A 16,617-nucleotide genomic window follows, 5' to 3' on the forward strand; every position below is an offset into this window, starting at 1 on the left:
TTTCGTTACTCAAAATAGGGTTTTAGTTTATTCAGCATTTTTTCCGGCATTATAGTGCGTTTCTTTGTTTCCTTATTCAGGAAAAACAAATGAACTTCTCCTGTTGTAAGCAGTTTATTGTTCTCATTAAAAATTTCCGAATGAAAAACTATCTCATGAGCCACAGGCAAATCTTTAATAGTCGTAATGATTGTGAGTAAATCGTCGTAAGCGGCAGAACGCAAATAACGTGTATGCAGTTCCACTACAGGTAAAATAATTCCGTCGTCTTCCATTTCTTTATAACTGTAACCAAGCTGGCGAATGGCTTCCACCCTTCCCACTTCAAAATATTGCGCATAGTTTCCATAATAAACCACGTTCATCTGGTCGGTTTCCGCATAGCGTACACGTATTTGTGTTGTAGATTTATACATTGGCTAAAAAATTATCCGGCTACCATTTTTCATCTTCCGGAATATGGTTTTTCGATGTTTGAAATTGCCTGCGCAAAGCTAATTTTTGTTTATGTCTTTCCAAAAGCATACGCGCTATAATTTGCGCAACCTGTTCCGGCGCGGCTTGACGTAGATTTTCTTTCAGTTGTTTTTCATCCACATCAACACGGTATAAAATTTCGGTCAGCTTTGCAAAATCGCTGCCGATAAGATTTTCGATAGCATTTGTTATTTCCTGCAAAATTTTTTCTTCGGAAAGATGTGGTTTTAACTCAAAAGATTGTAACAAAATGATAATTCTTTCCTCATTTTTGTTCATAAACATAAAATGTATTTTGTTTACAAATAAATTTACGAATAAATTTGTGCAAACCTTTGTACCCTTTTTCAAAAAAGTAATTTTAATTTTGTTGCCATGGCGAGAATAAAAACCGATAAAGACGTTACCAAGAAAGACGTAATCCTAAACACCGCAGCAAGCCTTTTCCGGCAGCGCGGATACAAAGCGTCCAGTATGCGCGACCTTGCTGAAAAGATAGGCATAGAAGCAGCAAGTTTATACAATCACATCCGTTCTAAATCCGAGTTGCTGTACGACATTTGTTTCAGCACCGCTGCACTGTACAACGAGCAGTTGGAAGCTGTTGAAAATTCTAAAGAAAGCAGCCTGAAAAAAGTAGAAGAAATTCTTCGCTTTTTGATAAAACAGATGATTGAAAATTCTGATTATGCAATTGTTGCCGAGCGCGAATGGGTACATTTGGATGAAGCGTATCTTACCAATTATCAGAATATCAAACACAACTACCGTAAGCGCGTAAACCATATTATTACCAAAGGAATTGAAGTCGGAGAAATAAAACCGACCATCAATGTTCCTTCAACAATATGGCTGATATTGCACGCTGTAAACGGTATCGAATCCTGGCACAGGTCAAAAGTAAAAGTGCCGCCGCACGAACTGGAAGAAAACATGATTTCTATATTGATTGACGGAATGAAGAAAAAATAAATTTCTTAACCAAAAATATAAATCCCGATGAGTTTTCATCGGGATTTTTTATTATTTCCGTACAAATTTTTACCATGCATTTTTTAAATCGTCGTTCAACCTTTCGTAATATTTCGGTTTTTCGGTGCGCCAGTTAGGGTTATATTTTACATACCAGCTAATCCACAAGCTACGCGACAGACACATAAATATCGGTTGCAACAGAATAAGCAATACAATATCTGTTCCCAACCACCAGAAAATGGAATTATCCAAAAAAGACAATCCGAATAAGACCTTCCAAGCTACAAACAGCGCCACAGAAAATGCCACTCCCAATGCATAACTCACATAACTTGTTCCGTAATAAAAGCCAACCTCTATTTCTGTAGGCTGCCCGCATACGGGACATTTCTCATTCATTTTCATAAATTTTTTCCCAAGATTGTATGGATTTTTATTTACAAAAAGGTCGCCGCGCCTGCATCTCGGACATTTGCAACGCAAGGTCGCAGAAAGATAAGACGGCGTTTTGGAAAGGTCTGTTTCCTTGGAGGAATCTTGCATGATGTGAAATTTTGCTGCAAAAGTAGCTGTTTTTTTTATAAGAGTATGTAACCAAAGGCACACAACGATTTTCACTTTTTAATTTTTCCTTTATATTTTTGCCTTTCCAAAAATGCAATACAAATTCATCACAATCGAAGGCAATATAGGTGCAGGAAAAACCACGCTGGCAACTCTTTTGGCGAAAAAACTAAATGCTCGCCTTGTGCTGGAAGCATTTTCGGATAATCCTTTTCTGCCAAAATTTTATGAAAATCCTGCGCAGTTTGCATTTCCGCTGGAACTGTTTTTTATGGCAGAAAGATTTAAACAGTTGAAAGAAATTTTGCAGCCGGAATTGTTCCAGCAAACAACCATTTCCGATTATTTATTTACCAAATGTTTATTGTTTGCAAGAGTAAATTTGCCGGACGAGGAATTTAAGTTGTACCAACGTTTATTCGATATAATTTTGCAGCAGTTAGTGTTGCCCGAAGTGTTGATTTACCTGCATGCACCGGTAGATAAATTGCAGCAGAACATTCGTAAAAGACAGCGCAGTTACGAGCAGCAAATTCCCGATGAATATTTGTTGCATATTCAGGAAACATATTTGAGCTACATTCAGCAACAAAATTTGCCTACGCTGTTTATAGACGCGTCGAATGCCGATTTTTTAGAAGATGAAAGGCATTTACAAACTATACTGGATGCGCTGGAACGCAAGTACGATACAGGTATTCACAGAATTTCATTACCTTAATTTTTTATATGAGTAAACCTCCGTCCCCATCTTTTTTAGACAAGAATCCTGTTCTAAGGAATAAAGAGTTTCTATATTTATTGTTTTTCCGTTTCGGAATATTTTTCGTTTTAAATCTTCAATCGACAGCCATTTATTATTGGGTGTACCAAATCACGGGAAGCAATTTAAAAATGGGTATGATTGGCTTGGCGGAAGTGGTTCCCGCAATTCTGTTTTCCATGATTTCCGGCTACATTATCGATATGCGCGAGAAGAAAAAAATGTTATTACTGTGCACTGTAGGTTATGCGTTCCTCGGTTTGGGACTGTCGGTTTTATCAACCAAAGCTTCGCTCGATTTTTTAGGTTTAAATAAAACACTCATTTTCATTTTTTCACTGATTTTTTTCGGTGGTATTCTGCGTGCATTTCTTGCGCCTTCTTCATTTGCGCTGCTGAGCCTTGTCATTCCGCGTGAGCAATACACCAATGCCACCAACTGGAGCAGTTTGTTTTTCAAAGTAGGAACCATGCTTGGACCTCTGTCTTTCGGCGTGATTGATGCCGTTATGAGCCTGGCTACAAGCAGCAAAGACACGATGGTTGCCGGGCAGGTGCGCGCCATTCCCTCTGTTACAGGTTCTATGTTTTTTATATTTTTTACGGAATTGGTTTTGATTGTTTTGGTAATGCTTGTCAAGGCGAAGCCTTTCGTAAAAAAAGAAAGAAAAGAATCTATGGGTCAAAGCCTTTCGCTGGGCGTAAAATTTATCTGGAAAACCAAAGCGTTGCTGGGCGCTCAGGCGCTGGACATGTTTACCGTATTGTTTGGCGGAGCTATTGCACTGCTGCCTGCGTTCGTGGATATTCACCATATGACAGAAGTGGAATACGGCATTCTACGTGCAGCCCCCGGCGTTGGTTCTATCATTACGCTGATGCTTCTGGTTTATCTGCCTTTGAACACGCAGCCCGGAAAAAAACTACTGTGGTGTTGCGCAGGATTTGGCGCAGCAACCATTGCATTCGGACTGTCGCACGAAATAATTCTTGCAACCATTGCACTAATATTTACAGGAATGTTCGACGCCGTAAGCGTAGTCGTTCGCAGTACTATTTTACAGCTTGTAACGCCGGAAGAAATGCGTGGTCGAGTGGCAGCCGTAAACACCATGTTCATCAGTTCGTCCAACGAGTTAGGCGATTTTGAAAGCGGTGTAATGGCACATTGGCTGGGAACAATTCGCGCCATTATCGTTGGCGGCTGTTTGACGCTAAGTGTCGTGGGATTGATTGCTGCGAGCGCGAAGAAACTGAGAAAGTTTGATTATAAGGAGTATCAGTAATTCTTTTTGCCATTGTTGAATCTTTTAACCAATACTGATGAATGATTAATAAATAAAACAAGGAAAATAAAAATATATTTTATGGGTTTAAGTATTTATTATGGCGGACATCTTAAGAAAGCGGAATTATTGCCCGCTTTAATTGGAGAAGTTAAAGACGTAGCGAAAATTTACAATTGGAAATATCACATTTATAATACTGTTTTTCCCGATAATCAATTCAACACCCAAACCTCTTTTGATGATATTTATGGCATTAGTTTTACGCCGCCAAATTGTGAAACAATTTCTTTTTCATTTTTGTCTAACGGCAAAATGGTTTGCCCATCAAGAGTGAATTTTTTCGCTCATTCCAAAGGTGAAGAAGAACGCTTGTGGATTTATACAACTTCGGTAAAAACGCAATATGCAGGCGTTGTGTTTCACCAATTTATTATTCATTTCTTCAAATACTTAAACAATAAATACTTCAATAATTTCAAGATGTCTGACGAAAGTAATTATTGGGAAACAAACGATGAGGAAACACTGAAAATGCAATTTAAAATTTATGATACATTGATGGATAATTTTATGCTCGCACTTGAAACTTTCCCTGTTCAGAAAGATGAAAATATACTCGCATATTTTGAGCGGTTAATGAAACATATTAACGAATTGAAAAAATAGTCTACGGAATTTTGTAAGAACTAAAGGTTTCCGAAAAACAACCTTTTACCCTAACAACTTAATTCATTTTTTATCAAACAGCTTTTCCAGTTTTTCAATCATCTCGGTCTTTTCTTTCAGCATACGTTCATATAAAGCAATCTTTTCTTCGTGCAACTTTTTTATTTCTTCAATGGGATTGATATTGAATGTTGGCTTTGAATTTCCAATATAAGCGTCTTTTTCGATATTAAAAGTATTGGAAATAATATTCACTACTTGTTCTTCATCAAAATTTTTAATGGCCTCTGCCGGAATTTTCAAAATTTCTGCAACTTGTTCGAGAACGGAAGATTCGATTGTTTCTTTTTGCTCAAGTAAAGAAACCTTTTGTTGGTTCCAATCGTCGCCCAATTCATAAGCCAAAGCATCCTGCTTTATACCCAGCATTTCGCGGAAGCGCTTTATGTTGCGACCCTCGTGTATTTTGTTGCTTTTATCCGTATTAGCCATAAAGCAAATGTAATATTAAATTGTCTGATAAAGCTATGTAAAATACCTGTAATAATTTGTAACATACATATTAAAAATGTTGAATACGGCTTGCTCACAACTTTATTTTGTGTTCATAAAAAATATTGTTTAACACAAAACCGAATATCATGAAAAAGAAAAAAACAAAAGACATTTTTGATACACAATGCTGGCAATGGCAGATTATTACTGACCCGTATCAAGTAGTTGCAGAGTTCTTCGTACTATGTGATATTGCTAATTTTCGCAGAGAGATTACTAAAATTATGCGATATACTCAACGCGCCAAGATACCGAAAGACCCAGACCCTACAACTTTATTGCTCGATATGAATGCTTTAAAATCTCTTATAAAAGCAGCGTATGTTTTAAAGAATAATAAAAGTATTTCCTTAAAAATTGATGACAAGCATTTGTGCTCAATAAAAATATTTATTGCCATTCCATTGATGAGTTTTCGGCATGGGACGATTTCCCGCGTTTCTTATCGAAAGCAGAATTCTGTAATCCTTATTCAGTACTAAAAAAATTCTTCAAGTATCAAAAAATAGAAAAGTGGGAAAGCGACTTACGGGAAATAATGGATTATGCACTGTCCAAATATATTGCAGAATTCGAGGTAACCCAATTGGAAGTGTATTTGCATTTAATGAAACTTATGGAAGCCACTCATTTAATAAATGTACGAGAAGTTATTCACATCGACGGTCGTCTTAAACACAGGCTTATTGATAAATGAGAACCTTCTTTCATATAATTTCATAATCATTTAATCACGACTAAAAATATTCAAAATGAAAAATAAAAATTCCATCGCTCATTTTAGCGACAAAGAACAAAATGCGTTGTATTGCATTAAAAAGAAAATTGTAGAGCAATTGCATCCGTTGATTATTTATTCTATTGAAAACAGTATTTGCCAAACGCTCCGGCGAAATTGTTTTGCCGCCGAAAAAAGAGCAGAAAGCTGGGAATTTTCCGGCACTTTATTAGTAATTGTACCTGCAAATAAAGAACCGGATGAGAAAGGTAAGAAAGAAACCGAAGATTTATTGAAGCCGTTTGGTTCAGTAAATCTGATTATCCACAATGTTGGTTTTATGGCAAGCAAAATCCGGGAAAATAACTTGTTTTTTTCCTGGGTACATCGCAATGCCATTGCACTTTATGAACGAGAAAATGCACAACAACTATTGCTTCCTCTGCCGATTCCCCGACTTGCAGAATATAAACATCAGGCAGAATGTTTTTATTTACAAAATCCTCGTATGGATAACTACATAGAAGAAAAATGGAACGCTGTTGAACAGCCAAAAAGCAATGGGCATAAGAAAGGAAAAGTGCAACCATTGGAATTGCGTTTATTAATTGCAATGAAGAACGAAGAAAAACCAAATTAATACAGCAAAAATGTTCCTTAAGAAATACGTTACACAATCATTTTGTCGGCGGCGCATTCGTCAATATCTGAATAACAGAAATTACAAATCCGCCGCGTTGTCTTTCCAATGCCAGAGATGCAGGCAGGCATACGTACGGTAAGGTTTCCATTTTTCGGATTGCTTCAGCATTTTCTGCCGCAATATTTTTTTGTCCAAGTCTTTCCATTTGTATGCGTGCATCATGGCTTGTTGCAGCGCTAAATCATCGGCAGCAAATACATCTTCCCTGCCAAGCGAAAACATCAGCAACATTTCGACCGTCCAGCGACCAACGCCTTTTATTTGCGTAAGCAGTTCGATAATTTCTTCATTAGGCAATGCCTTCAGCATTTTATCGTCAATATTTTTTTCGATACAAAACAAGGCTACATTATGTATGTAGGAAGTTTTCGCATTGCTCAAACCGATGCTGCGCAATGTTTCTTTTGGTACAGCAAGCACCTGTTCGGCAGTAGGTTCCTTTCCGTCGAAAAGCTGCAGAAATCTTTTATAAATCACGTCTGCAACGCGGCTGCTCAACTGTTGGCTCATGATGCTTGCCATAAGGCGAAGCGGAATGTTGTTCCTGAATTTTAATGGTGGAAACGAAGTTTTCAGAAACGGGACGAGCTTTTTATCTTTTTGTAAATGAAGGAAGTAAGACATAATTTCTGAATTGAAGATTTCACACAGAGTTCTCAGAGAGACAAAGGCACAGAATAAAATTCTCCGAATCTCATACTTCGTGTATTCTCTGTGAAACACGAAGTTACTTCAACAATAATTCACAAGGCTTGATACCTGTTTGTTTTTTAAAGGCGGAAGAGAAATGCGAGATAGATGAATAACCGAGTATATTAGCGACATCGGTAACGCTCAAGCCCTTTTGATACAACAGATATTTTGCATGGTCCATGCGCTGCTGCTGGTAAAAATCAAAAATAGTTGTACCGAAAACTTCTTTAAATCCCTTTTTTAAATAGCATTCATTAATACCTACACGACGGCTTAAAGCCTTAATCGTCATTGGCTCTCCAATATTTTCCAACAATACATCTTTCGCGTGAAAAATCTTTGCTTTACCGGCGTCATCAGCCAAAAAACGGCAGGTAAAAATCTCTTTATCATTTTCATCAGCCAGATAATCCATACTGTACAACAGCACTTCGTGGATTTTGGAATTGAAGAAAATATTTTCCATTGCACCGGAATAGTTGCCTTCCAGTAAATTGGCAAGACTGCTGCGGTGCCTGGCACGAAGCGGGAACAATTTGGTAAAAGAAGTTTTATATTCAAACGAAAGAACCTTATCTTTTTTATTGTCTGAAGACTTGTCACTGCCCGTAAACTGTTGCAAATAATTCGGTGTAAAGCTGAAACTGAACAAGCTAAGCATATCTCTTGAGCTTTCGCAAACGCCGGTCATACTACCAGTGCATTCATTGCAATTTTCTTTGTCGCAATAACGGTTTCCTGTAACGCAAAACCGTAAGTCCAGCTTTTTATCTTCCTCGTTTTTTTGAACATTATAAATCATAACGCCGCTGTCCGGTTTTGAAAACGATTCGTTCAATTCAAAACAGGTAATGGACGATTTTATCGAACCCGGAACGTCGTATCGTTTTTGAAAAACAACTTCCATTCCTGATTCCAAAAATTCATTTTCCGTCATTTTCACAATGTCCATAATCGCACTAATTTTTAAAATAAACCATAAGGAACATAGACTTTTACACAAATTTTTCTATATGGTTTTACCTAATCTTTTCGTTTCACGACCTGTGCCACCATATCAGCTTCGGTAGCAATTTTTCCGTTGGCATAAACCGTTCCGTGCATATTGCAAATGCCGCGGCGAATCGGTTCGTTCAATTCCATTTTCAGCAATAATGTATCGCCGGGGCGAATCATTTGCTTGAATTTACAATTATCTATTTTTAAAAAATAAGTATCAAATTGTCCTTCGCCCATTGAGCTGATACAAAGTATTCCGCCCGTTTGCGCCAAAGCCTCAATCTGCAAAACGCCCGGCATTACAGGATTTCCGGGAAAATGCCCCTGAAAAAAATACTCGTTGAATGTTACATTTTTTACGCCTACAATTGTCGTCTCCGTTAAATTGATAATCTTATCCACCAACAAAAACGGATAACGGTGCGGCAATATCTTTTCTATCTGTTCCGTTGTGTACAACGGCGGTTTTGTATAGTCATAAACGGGAACGTCGGGCAAATTTTTTATTTTCTTAATCTGTTGCTTTATCATTTTTGCAAAAGCAACATTGGTGCTGTGTCCAGGACGGTTTGCCAATACGCGTGCTTTCACGGGATAACCAATCAACGCCAAATCGCCAACCATGTCCAGCAACTTATGACGCGCCGGTTCATTGGGAAAACGCAATTCCAGATTGTTAAGATAACCGTCTTTACTTACGGCAACCTTTTCTTTGTTGAAAACCTTTGCCAGGCGCTCCAGCTCAGTATCGGTAACGGGCTTGTCCACCACAATAATTGCGTTGCTCAAATCGCCGCCTTTAATTAAATTGTGTTCCAGTAACATTTCCAGTTCGTGTAAAAAACTAAATGTTCTGCATGATGCAACTTCCGCTTTAAAGTTGCTCATTTTTTTCAACTGCGCGTATTGTGTTCCCAATACAGGACTATTGAAATCAATCAATGCCGTCAAGCTGTATTTTTCAGAGGGCAACGCCACCATTTCCACACGCTTTTCTTCGTCGTAGAAATGAATATTTTCATCCAATTTATACCAAATCTTTTCAGCATCCTGTTCTTCTACGCCCGCCTGCTCAATGATTTCTATAAAAGGTTGCGCGCTACCGTCCATAATAGGTATTTCAGGACCGTTGATTTCGACCAAAACATTGTCCACCCCAAGACCCACAAACGCAGAAAGCAAATGCTCCACCGTAGAAACTTTGGCATTTCCAACTTGCAGAGTTGTACCACGACTCGTATCTGTAACCAAATCACAATCGGCTTTGATAATCGGCTGCCCCTCTAAGTCTATTCTTTGAAATTGTATGCCGAAGCCCGGTTTTGCAGGGTTCAACTTCATATCCACCAAAGCGCCTGTATGTAATCCTGTTCCGCTAATCGTTACGGCTTTCGCCAATGTATGTTGCTTGTCTTGATTGAACTGCTCAGTCATAATCACAAAAAGAAATAATATAAATTTAATACTCCGAAATAATGAAAAATAGAATTGAAGCTGCGAAAATACATTAACTATCTAAAGAATGATTACTTTGACAATTCTTTGACTAATTTTTCCAATTCCAAAATTTTCTTCTCCAGTTCGGGAAGCCGTTTGAAAACAACATTGCTGCGGTTATTTTTTGTGTACTCAAATGCAGGGCTTCCGCTCACGATTTGTTTTTCTGAAGTAGATTTTGCTACGCCCGATTGCGCTGTTACAATTGTTTGGTCTGCGATATGAATGTGTCCCACAATCCCCGCCTGCCCGGCAATCATTACATTTTTTCCAATCTTAGTACTGCCCGAAACGCCCGCCTGCGCTGCAATTGCGGTATTTTCGCCAAGCTCTGCATTGTGTGCAATTTGTACAAGATTATCAATCTTCACGCCTTTTCTGACAATCGTTGAGTTAAGCGTAGCGCGGTCAATCGTGGTGTTCGCGCCAATCTCCACATTATCTTCAATTACCACATTTCCTATTTGCGGAATTTTTTGATACGTGCCGTCGGCATTCGGCGCAAAACCAAAACCGTCCGCGCCAATAACTGCACCTGCGTGAATAATCACATTACTGCCGATAACACAATCTTTATAAATTTTTGCGCCTGCATAAATAATCGTGTTCTCGCCAACTTTCACATTCGCACCAATAAATACTTGCGGATAAATTTTTGAGCCTTTGCCAATCACAACATTGTCACTCACATAAGCGAATGAGCCAACATACACATTTTCATCAATCTTTGCGGAAGCAGCGATGTGTGAATGCTCTTCAATGCCGTTCAAACCTTGCGTTTGCAAGTCCTGATAAATTTTCAGAAGCGTTGCGAAAGCGGCATAGGCATCGTCCACACGTAATAAAGTCGCCAAAACATTTTGCTTCAATTGCAACCTTTTATTGACGATAACCAACGATGCTTTGGAGGTGTATAAAAATTCTTCGTATTTGGGATTGGATAAAAAACTTAAATCGCCTTGCTGCGCGGCTTCGATATTGTTGAAATTAGTAACAATTGTATTTTCATCGCCTTCGATTTGCGCATTGATGAAAGCGGCTATTTGCTTTGCAGAGAATTGCATAAATGTTATAAGTTGTAAGTTATATGTTATAAGTTGAATCTATTCGTCATTCCGAACTTGTTTCGGAATCTATAAATTTTGAAAGAAGATGCCGAATTGAAAATCGGCGAAGCCAAATAAATTCGGCATGACGTGTAAGCGTGTTCATTTTTTCTTTGCACCATTGCGTGAAAAAACTTCGTACCTCATTTTCTCCGTTTACTCTGTGTGAAACTATTTCGGATAACAAATGTAGAATTTTTTTACAGGCGCGGAAAGCGTTTGATGAATCAATGAATTTTCCAATGCGGATATTTCTTTGAGCGAGCCGTCTTTCATCAACATCAAAATATTTTCATCGCCCACGCTGTAAATTGTATTCGTTGTTTCTCCTGTGAATACAAAATATTTCACTTCGTCTTCCGAAAGAGAATATCGCTGACCGGCTTTCTGCATTTGCATTTCAACGAAATCATTTGCAAAAGGTTCAGATTCTAACTTACACTTCAGCAAATTTCTGTTCAGCACATTTTTACTCAATGTTGATAAAACTTTATCGTGATGCTTGCTCCATTTTTTTATGGCAAATTCAATGTCCACATCGTCGAGCAGGCAAAACAATTTCAACACATCGTCATTAATATTTCCATCAAACTCTGTGAAAAAATAATCGAGCGGCGAATGAAGAATAATGTCTTTATCATTCAAGCTGAAAATTTCTTTTGCACGTTTTAAAATATTGACCAATAACTTTTCCGCACCCAAAACCGTTTTGTGTAAATAGACTTGCCAATACATTTGCCTGCGCGCGAGCAAAAATTTCTCCACGCTATACAATCCTTTTTCTTCTACCACCAACTGATTGTCGTGAACAGAAAGCATTTTCAAAATTCTGTCATAACCAATCACGCCTTCGCTCACGCCCGTGAAAAAACTGTCGCGCGACAAATAATCCATTCTGTCCATATCCAACTGCCCGCTGATAAGCTGATGCAGAAATGGCTTGTGATAATTATTGGTAAAAATATCAATCGCCAATTGCAGTTCTCCGTCGAATTCCTTATTCAGCATCTGCATAATTTGTAAGCTCAGTTGCTCATGATGAACGCCTTTGACCAAAATATGTTCGAGCGCATGCGAAAACGGGCCATGACCAATGTCGTGCAGCAGAATTGCACATTTCACGGCAAGTTCTTCTTCGGCAGAAATTTCAATGCCTTTGTCTTTCAGTTCGTTCACGGCGCAACACATTAAATGATACGCGCCCAATGCATGATGCAAGCGTGTATGAACCGCGCCGGGATACACAAAACTCGCCATCGCCATTTGACGGATTCTTCTCAATCGCTGAAAATACGGATGATCAATTATCCTAAACAACAACGGATGATTAATGGTAATGAAACCATGTACCGGGTCGTTGATGATTTTTCGCTGTGTCGCCATGAAGCAAAATTAGAGTTGTTAGGGGAAAGGAAAAATTAAAACATTTTCTGAATGTTCATTTCCACTCTTCATTTCCAATAAATAAATATTAAAAAATCATTAACCAATCAAACGATGATTATCCGTACTTTCACGCACAAATAATTCAAAGGGGATGATAGCAGAAGATATACTCAAAATTAATGAAGCTGTTGAACAGAAATCGGAACTGATAAGCAAAATCAAAAAAGAGCTTTCAACAAAAATCGTCGGACAGTCGTATATGATTGACCGCTTGCTCATCGGTTTGCTGAGCAACGGTCATGTGTTGCTCGAAGGTGTTCCGGGATTGGCAAAAACATTGTCGATAAAATCGCTGGCACAATCTGTACACGGGCATTTCAGCCGAATACAGTTTACACCGGATTTGCTTCCTGCAGACGTTATCGGCACGATGATTTATAATCAACCGAAGAATGAATTTACGGTGCGCAAAGGTCCTATTTTTGCTAATTTTATTTTGGCAGATGAAATCAACCGCGCACCCGCAAAAGTACAAAGCGCCTTACTCGAAGCCATGCAGGAAAAGCAGGTAACGATTGGCGAAAATTCGTATCAACTTCCAAAACCATTTCTTGTTTTAGCTACGCAAAACCCGCTTGAACAGGAAGGAACATATCCTTTGCCTGAGGCGCAGGTGGACAGGTTTATGCTAAAAGTAATTGTTGGTTATCCTTCCAAAAAAGAAGAACAATTAATCATTCGTCAGAATACACAACCGGCTCAAAGCGCAGACATCAATGCAATTGTAACACTCGATGAAATCAACGAAGCGCGCGCACTTGTGAGCCAAATTTATATGGACGAAAAGATTGAGAAATATATTCTCGACATTGTGTTTGCAACGCGCTTTCCCGAACAATACGGATTGGATAAATTAAAACCTTTCATCAGCTATGGTGGTTCGCCACGTGCCAGCATTAATCTTGCATTGGCAGGCAAAGCCCACGCATTTATGCAGCAGCGCGGCTATGTAATTCCTGAAGATATTAAAGCGATTAGCAAAGACGTGCTGCGTCATCGTATAGGAATTACTTACGAAGCAGAAGCGGAAAATATTACATCGGAACAAATTGTGGACGATATTTTAAAAGCTGTGCAAGTACCTTAGTAAATTAGTAATTAATAATTAGTAATTAATAATTTAGTTATGAAACAAAATCATTAATTACTTCACGCCAAAGCATTATTAATTCATAATTTTTAATTATTAATTCCTCTTGTTTTCATTCAGAAAAAATAAAAATCATTCGCTTCAGGAAGAAAAAACATCTCCCCTGTCAAGCCGCGTGCGCGAACTGGAAATTAAAAGCAAACGCCTGACGAATAATTTATTTTCGGGCGAATATCATTCTGCGTTCAAAGGTCGTGGCATGGCTTTTAAGGAAGTACGCGAATATGAAGCGGGCGATGATATTCGATTTATCGATTGGAACACTTCGGCGCGGATGAATCATACATTCAGCAAGTTGTTTGAAGAGGAAAGAGAGCTGAGCGTGTATCTTTTGGTGGACACAAGCGCGAGTAATTTCTTTGGCACGCACAAGCAATCCAAAAAAGATTTAATCGCTGAAATATGCGCCGCCATTGCTTTTTCGGCTGCGAGCAACAATGATAAAGTGAGCGTGATTTTCTTCAGCGATAAAGTTGAAAAATATATTCCCGAGAAAAAAGGGCGCGACCATATTTTGCGCGTTGTGCGGGAATTATTGACATTCAAACCCGCATCTGCACAAACGGATATTTCCAAAGCATTACGTTTTTTAAATACGACAGCGAAGCACAAAAGCATCGTATTTATATTAAGTGATTTTGTGGATGATAAATATGAACAGCAAATCGGCATTGCTGCCAAAAAGCATGATGTTATTGGCATTCAGGTTTTTGATAAAATGGACAAAGACCTGCCGCGCGTAGGTTTGATGGAAGTGCGCGACCCTGAAACGAATCAAATAGTTTTGCTGGATACCAACGATAAATTTTCGCGCTTGAGCTACGCAAAACAGTTTGAAACAATTACGAGCTACGGAAAAGATTTGTTTAAAAAATGCGGCGCGGATTTGTTACAGATTGAAACGGGCGAAGATTTTGTAAAAATATTACAGCAGTTTTTTTTGAAAAGAAAATAAATTAATGCCACAAATGCACGAATAGTTTTTATTCGTGCATTTGTGGCAGAAAATAAAATGAACAACAATTTTTTTATACAGCATAAATTCAATCTACGAAAAATTTCGTACTTAAAATTGTATTGTCTTTTGTTCTTCATTTCATTCTCGTTTATCCGTGTAAATGCACAGCAGGCAACCGTTACGCTCGACAGAGACCAGATTCTTTTGGGCGAACAAGTTACGCTGCAATTAAAACTCGACAATGTTGCAGGCGAAGCGCAAACCGTTACACAATGGTTCAATGTTCCCGACACCGGCAATCATATCGAAGTGATTCACCGCGATAAAATTGACACGGTAACAATTGACGGTCGCTCAACTTTTATACAAAAAATTATTATTACTTCTTTCGACTCCGGCTTGTGGACAATTCCTGTAATTCCGCCGCTCATAAAAGACAATAATGATGTTTCTCGTTCCATAACTATCGATTCAGTTTCTCTGCAAGTAATGCCTGTCGATGTGAGCAAGATGAAAGATTTTCATCCCGTAAAAGACATTATGCGCGTAAAATATACCGATTATACATGGCTGTATATTACGCTTGGCGTTCTTATTTTGGCATTGATTATTTTCCTTACTGTTCATTGGCTCAAGCGCCGTAAAGCCGCACCAATAAAAGAAAACCCACGAATCAAAGGTTCTCCGTTGGATTGGGCTTTGCAGCAAATAGATTTATTGGAAAAAGAAAATTTAATTGAGAAAGGAGAAGGAAAATTATTCTTCTCAAAGCTGGACGATATTTGCCGCACATACTTTGACGAGCGCACGCAGGCGCATACTTTGCAATCGACTTCCATTGAAATGATGGAAAAATTGCGCAGCTATTTAATTCGCGAGAAAGATAGAATTGCGTTGCAGCAATTCACGAAACTCAGCGACAGCGTTAAGTTTGCGAAATATCAGCCTTTGGAACAACAAGCCAAAGATGCTATTGCAACCGCGAAAGAAACTATCAGAAATATTGAAAAAGAAGTAACCGACCGTAAACAAAAAAATGCTGATTAACTGGTTTGAAAATATAGACTTTGCTTATCCGTGGATATTGACGCTGCTGATTTTGCTGCCGGTAATTGCTATCGAATATTTCCGCAGGCAAAAAAAATCGCAGGCAAATATTTTAGTATCCACCACGCATTTTATCAACAAAGTAAAAACACTTAAAACACGTTTTCACAACCTGCCTTTCGTGTTGCGTTTACTCGCATTGGCTTGTTTGATTATTGCATTGGCAAGACCTCGTTATCAATTCACTCAAACGGAATCTAACGGCAAAGGCATTGACATTGTTTTGTGTTTCGACATCAGCGGAAGCATGACACTGCGCGACTTTCCGCCCACGCGCATCGATGCGGCAAAAGAAGTGGCAACACAATTTGTACAGCAACGCAACGGCGACAGAATAGGTATCGTGATTTTCAGCAACATCAGTTTTACACTTTGCCCGGTAACAACAGATTATGCGATGGTACTGAACGCGATTCAGAATATTCAAAGCGGTTATTTACAGGATGAAGGAACTGCAATCGGTTCGGGATTAGCCACCAGTGTGGACAGATTGCAATACAGCAAAGCAAAAAGTAAAGTAGTTATCTTGCTCACGGACGGCGTGGATTTCGGCGGAAAAATTTCGCCCGACATTGCGACACAAATGGCAAAAACTTTCGGCGTAAAAGTTTATACAATTGGTATCGGAAGCATTAATGCCCCCACAGTAAACGGGCAACAATCAAACCCGGCGGATTCAGAACTCGTTTACAATCCTAAACTACTGCAAACAATAGCACAGCAAACCGGCGGAAAATTCTTTCAGGCAAAAGACAAAGAAGCTTTGCAGGAAGTGTATGCGAGCATCAATCAATTGGAAAAATCTGACGTAAAAATTTCATCATTCAATCGTTATGAAGAAAAGTTTTTGCCTTGGCTGATTGCTGCATTAATATTGATTTTTGTGGAAGAGGTTTTGAGACTTACGGCGTTTAGAAAGTTTCCATAATTCGCTGAAACGTTGATAAATAA

The 16,617-nt window shown here is 38.6% G+C and carries 19 protein-coding genes; 10 read left to right on the top strand and 9 right to left on the bottom strand.

Features of this window, described 5'->3' with window-relative positions:
- Positions 1-5: 5 nt before the first annotated feature.
- Both A9P82_RS09630 and A9P82_RS09635 read right to left on the bottom strand, forming a co-directional pair.
- Complete coding sequence (locus A9P82_RS09630) at positions 6-416, bottom strand: acyl-CoA thioesterase (RefSeq protein WP_066207293.1); 411 nt, start codon at positions 414-416, stop codon at positions 6-8.
- A gap of 19 nt (positions 417-435) precedes the next feature.
- Positions 436-762 carry a hypothetical protein gene (locus A9P82_RS09635; RefSeq protein WP_156522657.1) on the bottom strand — a complete coding sequence of 109 codons (327 nt, stop codon included), beginning with the start codon at positions 760-762 and terminating at the stop codon, positions 436-438.
- 90 nt (positions 763-852) lie between these two features.
- On the opposite strand from A9P82_RS09635, the gene A9P82_RS09640 reads away from it, so the two are divergent.
- Complete coding sequence (locus A9P82_RS09640) at positions 853-1,449, top strand: TetR/AcrR family transcriptional regulator (RefSeq protein ID WP_066207297.1); 597 nt, start codon at positions 853-855, stop codon at positions 1,447-1,449.
- Positions 1,450-1,518: 69 nt separating this feature from the next.
- Here the strand turns inward: A9P82_RS09640 and A9P82_RS09645 are convergent, their stop codons facing one another.
- Positions 1,519-1,995, bottom strand: a complete 477-nt coding sequence (locus tag A9P82_RS09645; protein WP_066207299.1) for a DUF983 domain-containing protein — start codon at positions 1,993-1,995, stop codon at positions 1,519-1,521.
- Positions 1,996-2,107: 112 nt separating this feature from the next.
- Between A9P82_RS09645 and A9P82_RS09650 the strand changes: the two genes are divergently transcribed.
- From A9P82_RS09650 to A9P82_RS09660, 3 genes are all read left to right on the top strand, one after another.
- On the top strand, positions 2,108-2,737 hold the full coding sequence (locus A9P82_RS09650) for a deoxynucleoside kinase (protein WP_066207302.1): 630 nt from the start codon (positions 2,108-2,110) through the stop codon (positions 2,735-2,737).
- An 8-nt stretch (positions 2,738-2,745) separates the two neighbouring features.
- Positions 2,746-4,065, top strand: a complete 1,320-nt coding sequence (locus tag A9P82_RS09655; RefSeq protein ID WP_066207305.1) for an MFS transporter — start codon at positions 2,746-2,748, stop codon at positions 4,063-4,065.
- An 81-nt stretch (positions 4,066-4,146) separates the two neighbouring features.
- Positions 4,147-4,734, top strand: a complete 588-nt coding sequence (locus tag A9P82_RS09660; RefSeq protein WP_066207309.1) for a hypothetical protein — start codon at positions 4,147-4,149, stop codon at positions 4,732-4,734.
- 63 nt (positions 4,735-4,797) lie between these two features.
- Here the strand turns inward: A9P82_RS09660 and A9P82_RS09665 are convergent, their stop codons facing one another.
- Positions 4,798-5,226: a helix-turn-helix domain-containing protein gene (locus tag A9P82_RS09665; protein WP_066207312.1), complete on the bottom strand. Its 429-nt coding sequence runs from the start codon at positions 5,224-5,226 to the stop codon at positions 4,798-4,800.
- Positions 5,227-5,375: 149 nt separating this feature from the next.
- Here A9P82_RS09665 and A9P82_RS09670 point away from each other — a divergent pair, with 149 nt between their 5' ends.
- Positions 5,376-5,771 (top strand): hypothetical protein, encoded by a 396-nt coding sequence (locus tag A9P82_RS09670; protein WP_066207315.1) that lies wholly within the window; start codon positions 5,376-5,378, stop codon positions 5,769-5,771.
- Between the two features lie 270 nt (positions 5,772-6,041).
- Positions 6,042-6,647 carry a hypothetical protein gene (locus A9P82_RS09675; protein ID WP_066207317.1) on the top strand — a complete coding sequence of 202 codons (606 nt, stop codon included), beginning with the start codon at positions 6,042-6,044 and terminating at the stop codon, positions 6,645-6,647.
- Between the two features lie 81 nt (positions 6,648-6,728).
- On the opposite strand, the gene A9P82_RS09680 is transcribed toward A9P82_RS09675, so the two are convergent.
- The 5 genes from A9P82_RS09680 to A9P82_RS09700 all read right to left on the bottom strand — a co-directional run bounded on the left by A9P82_RS09680 (position 6,729) and on the right by A9P82_RS09700 (position 12,388).
- Positions 6,729-7,334, bottom strand: coding sequence for a DNA-3-methyladenine glycosylase family protein (locus A9P82_RS09680; protein WP_066207320.1), 606 nt, complete (start codon positions 7,332-7,334; stop codon positions 6,729-6,731).
- Positions 7,335-7,437: 103 nt separating this feature from the next.
- Positions 7,438-8,355 carry a helix-turn-helix domain-containing protein gene (locus A9P82_RS09685; RefSeq protein ID WP_066207322.1) on the bottom strand — a complete coding sequence of 306 codons (918 nt, stop codon included), beginning with the start codon at positions 8,353-8,355 and terminating at the stop codon, positions 7,438-7,440.
- A 71-nt stretch (positions 8,356-8,426) separates the two neighbouring features.
- Positions 8,427-9,836 carry a bifunctional UDP-3-O-[3-hydroxymyristoyl] N-acetylglucosamine deacetylase/3-hydroxyacyl-ACP dehydratase gene (locus A9P82_RS09690; protein ID WP_066207328.1) on the bottom strand — a complete coding sequence of 470 codons (1,410 nt, stop codon included), beginning with the start codon at positions 9,834-9,836 and terminating at the stop codon, positions 8,427-8,429.
- 92 nt (positions 9,837-9,928) lie between these two features.
- Positions 9,929-10,963, bottom strand: coding sequence for a UDP-3-O-(3-hydroxymyristoyl)glucosamine N-acyltransferase (gene lpxD, locus A9P82_RS09695; protein WP_066207331.1), 1,035 nt, complete (start codon positions 10,961-10,963; stop codon positions 9,929-9,931).
- 213 nt (positions 10,964-11,176) lie between these two features.
- Entirely contained in the window at positions 11,177-12,388 is a 1,212-nt protein-coding gene (locus tag A9P82_RS09700; protein WP_066207334.1) for an HD domain-containing protein, read from the bottom strand.
- Between the two features lie 154 nt (positions 12,389-12,542).
- On the opposite strand from A9P82_RS09700, the gene A9P82_RS09705 reads away from it, so the two are divergent.
- The 4 genes from A9P82_RS09705 (at position 12,543) to A9P82_RS09720 (ending at position 16,594) form a co-directional block, all read left to right on the top strand.
- Entirely contained in the window at positions 12,543-13,538 is a 996-nt protein-coding gene (locus A9P82_RS09705) for an AAA family ATPase (RefSeq protein ID WP_066207336.1), read from the top strand.
- 109 nt (positions 13,539-13,647) lie between these two features.
- Positions 13,648-14,556, top strand: a complete 909-nt coding sequence (locus A9P82_RS09710; protein ID WP_231891135.1) for a DUF58 domain-containing protein — start codon at positions 13,648-13,650, stop codon at positions 14,554-14,556.
- A 129-nt stretch (positions 14,557-14,685) separates the two neighbouring features.
- Positions 14,686-15,606: a hypothetical protein gene (locus tag A9P82_RS09715; protein ID WP_156522658.1), complete on the top strand. Its 921-nt coding sequence runs from the start codon at positions 14,686-14,688 to the stop codon at positions 15,604-15,606.
- Positions 15,596-16,594 carry a vWA domain-containing protein gene (locus tag A9P82_RS09720; protein WP_066207345.1) on the top strand — a complete coding sequence of 333 codons (999 nt, stop codon included), beginning with the start codon at positions 15,596-15,598 and terminating at the stop codon, positions 16,592-16,594. The genes A9P82_RS09715 and A9P82_RS09720 overlap by 11 nt, the downstream gene beginning before the upstream one ends.
- Positions 16,595-16,617 lie beyond the last annotated feature (23 nt).

Origin of the sequence: Arachidicoccus sp. BS20 (assembly GCF_001659705.1) — a bacterium.
Lineage (GTDB): Bacteria > Bacteroidota > Bacteroidia > Chitinophagales > Chitinophagaceae > Arachidicoccus.

Excerpts from the sequence above, each read along its gene's own strand:
- A9P82_RS09630 (WP_066207293.1), bottom strand. The coding sequence starts at position 416 with ATGTATAAATCTACAACACAAATACGTGTACGCTATGCGGAAACCGAC.
- A9P82_RS09635 (WP_156522657.1), bottom strand. The coding sequence starts at position 762 with ATGTTTATGAACAAAAATGAGGAAAGAATTATCATTTTGTTACAATCT.
- A9P82_RS09640 (WP_066207297.1), top strand. The coding sequence starts at position 853 with ATGGCGAGAATAAAAACCGATAAAGACGTTACCAAGAAAGACGTAATC.
- A9P82_RS09645 (WP_066207299.1), bottom strand. The coding sequence starts at position 1,995 with ATGCAAGATTCCTCCAAGGAAACAGACCTTTCCAAAACGCCGTCTTAT.
- A9P82_RS09650 (WP_066207302.1), top strand. The coding sequence starts at position 2,108 with ATGCAATACAAATTCATCACAATCGAAGGCAATATAGGTGCAGGAAAA.
- A9P82_RS09655 (WP_066207305.1), top strand. The coding sequence starts at position 2,746 with ATGAGTAAACCTCCGTCCCCATCTTTTTTAGACAAGAATCCTGTTCTA.
- A9P82_RS09660 (WP_066207309.1), top strand. The coding sequence starts at position 4,147 with ATGGGTTTAAGTATTTATTATGGCGGACATCTTAAGAAAGCGGAATTA.
- A9P82_RS09665 (WP_066207312.1), bottom strand. The coding sequence starts at position 5,226 with ATGGCTAATACGGATAAAAGCAACAAAATACACGAGGGTCGCAACATA.
- A9P82_RS09670 (WP_066207315.1), top strand. The coding sequence starts at position 5,376 with ATGAAAAAGAAAAAAACAAAAGACATTTTTGATACACAATGCTGGCAA.
- A9P82_RS09675 (WP_066207317.1), top strand. The coding sequence starts at position 6,042 with ATGAAAAATAAAAATTCCATCGCTCATTTTAGCGACAAAGAACAAAAT.
- A9P82_RS09680 (WP_066207320.1), bottom strand. The coding sequence starts at position 7,334 with ATGTCTTACTTCCTTCATTTACAAAAAGATAAAAAGCTCGTCCCGTTT.
- A9P82_RS09685 (WP_066207322.1), bottom strand. The coding sequence starts at position 8,355 with ATGGACATTGTGAAAATGACGGAAAATGAATTTTTGGAATCAGGAATG.
- A9P82_RS09690 (WP_066207328.1), bottom strand. The coding sequence starts at position 9,836 with ATGACTGAGCAGTTCAATCAAGACAAGCAACATACATTGGCGAAAGCC.
- lpxD (WP_066207331.1), bottom strand. The coding sequence starts at position 10,963 with ATGCAATTCTCTGCAAAGCAAATAGCCGCTTTCATCAATGCGCAAATC.
- A9P82_RS09700 (WP_066207334.1), bottom strand. The coding sequence starts at position 12,388 with ATGGCGACACAGCGAAAAATCATCAACGACCCGGTACATGGTTTCATT.
- A9P82_RS09705 (WP_066207336.1), top strand. The coding sequence starts at position 12,543 with ATGATAGCAGAAGATATACTCAAAATTAATGAAGCTGTTGAACAGAAA.
- A9P82_RS09720 (WP_066207345.1), top strand. The coding sequence starts at position 15,596 with ATGCTGATTAACTGGTTTGAAAATATAGACTTTGCTTATCCGTGGATA.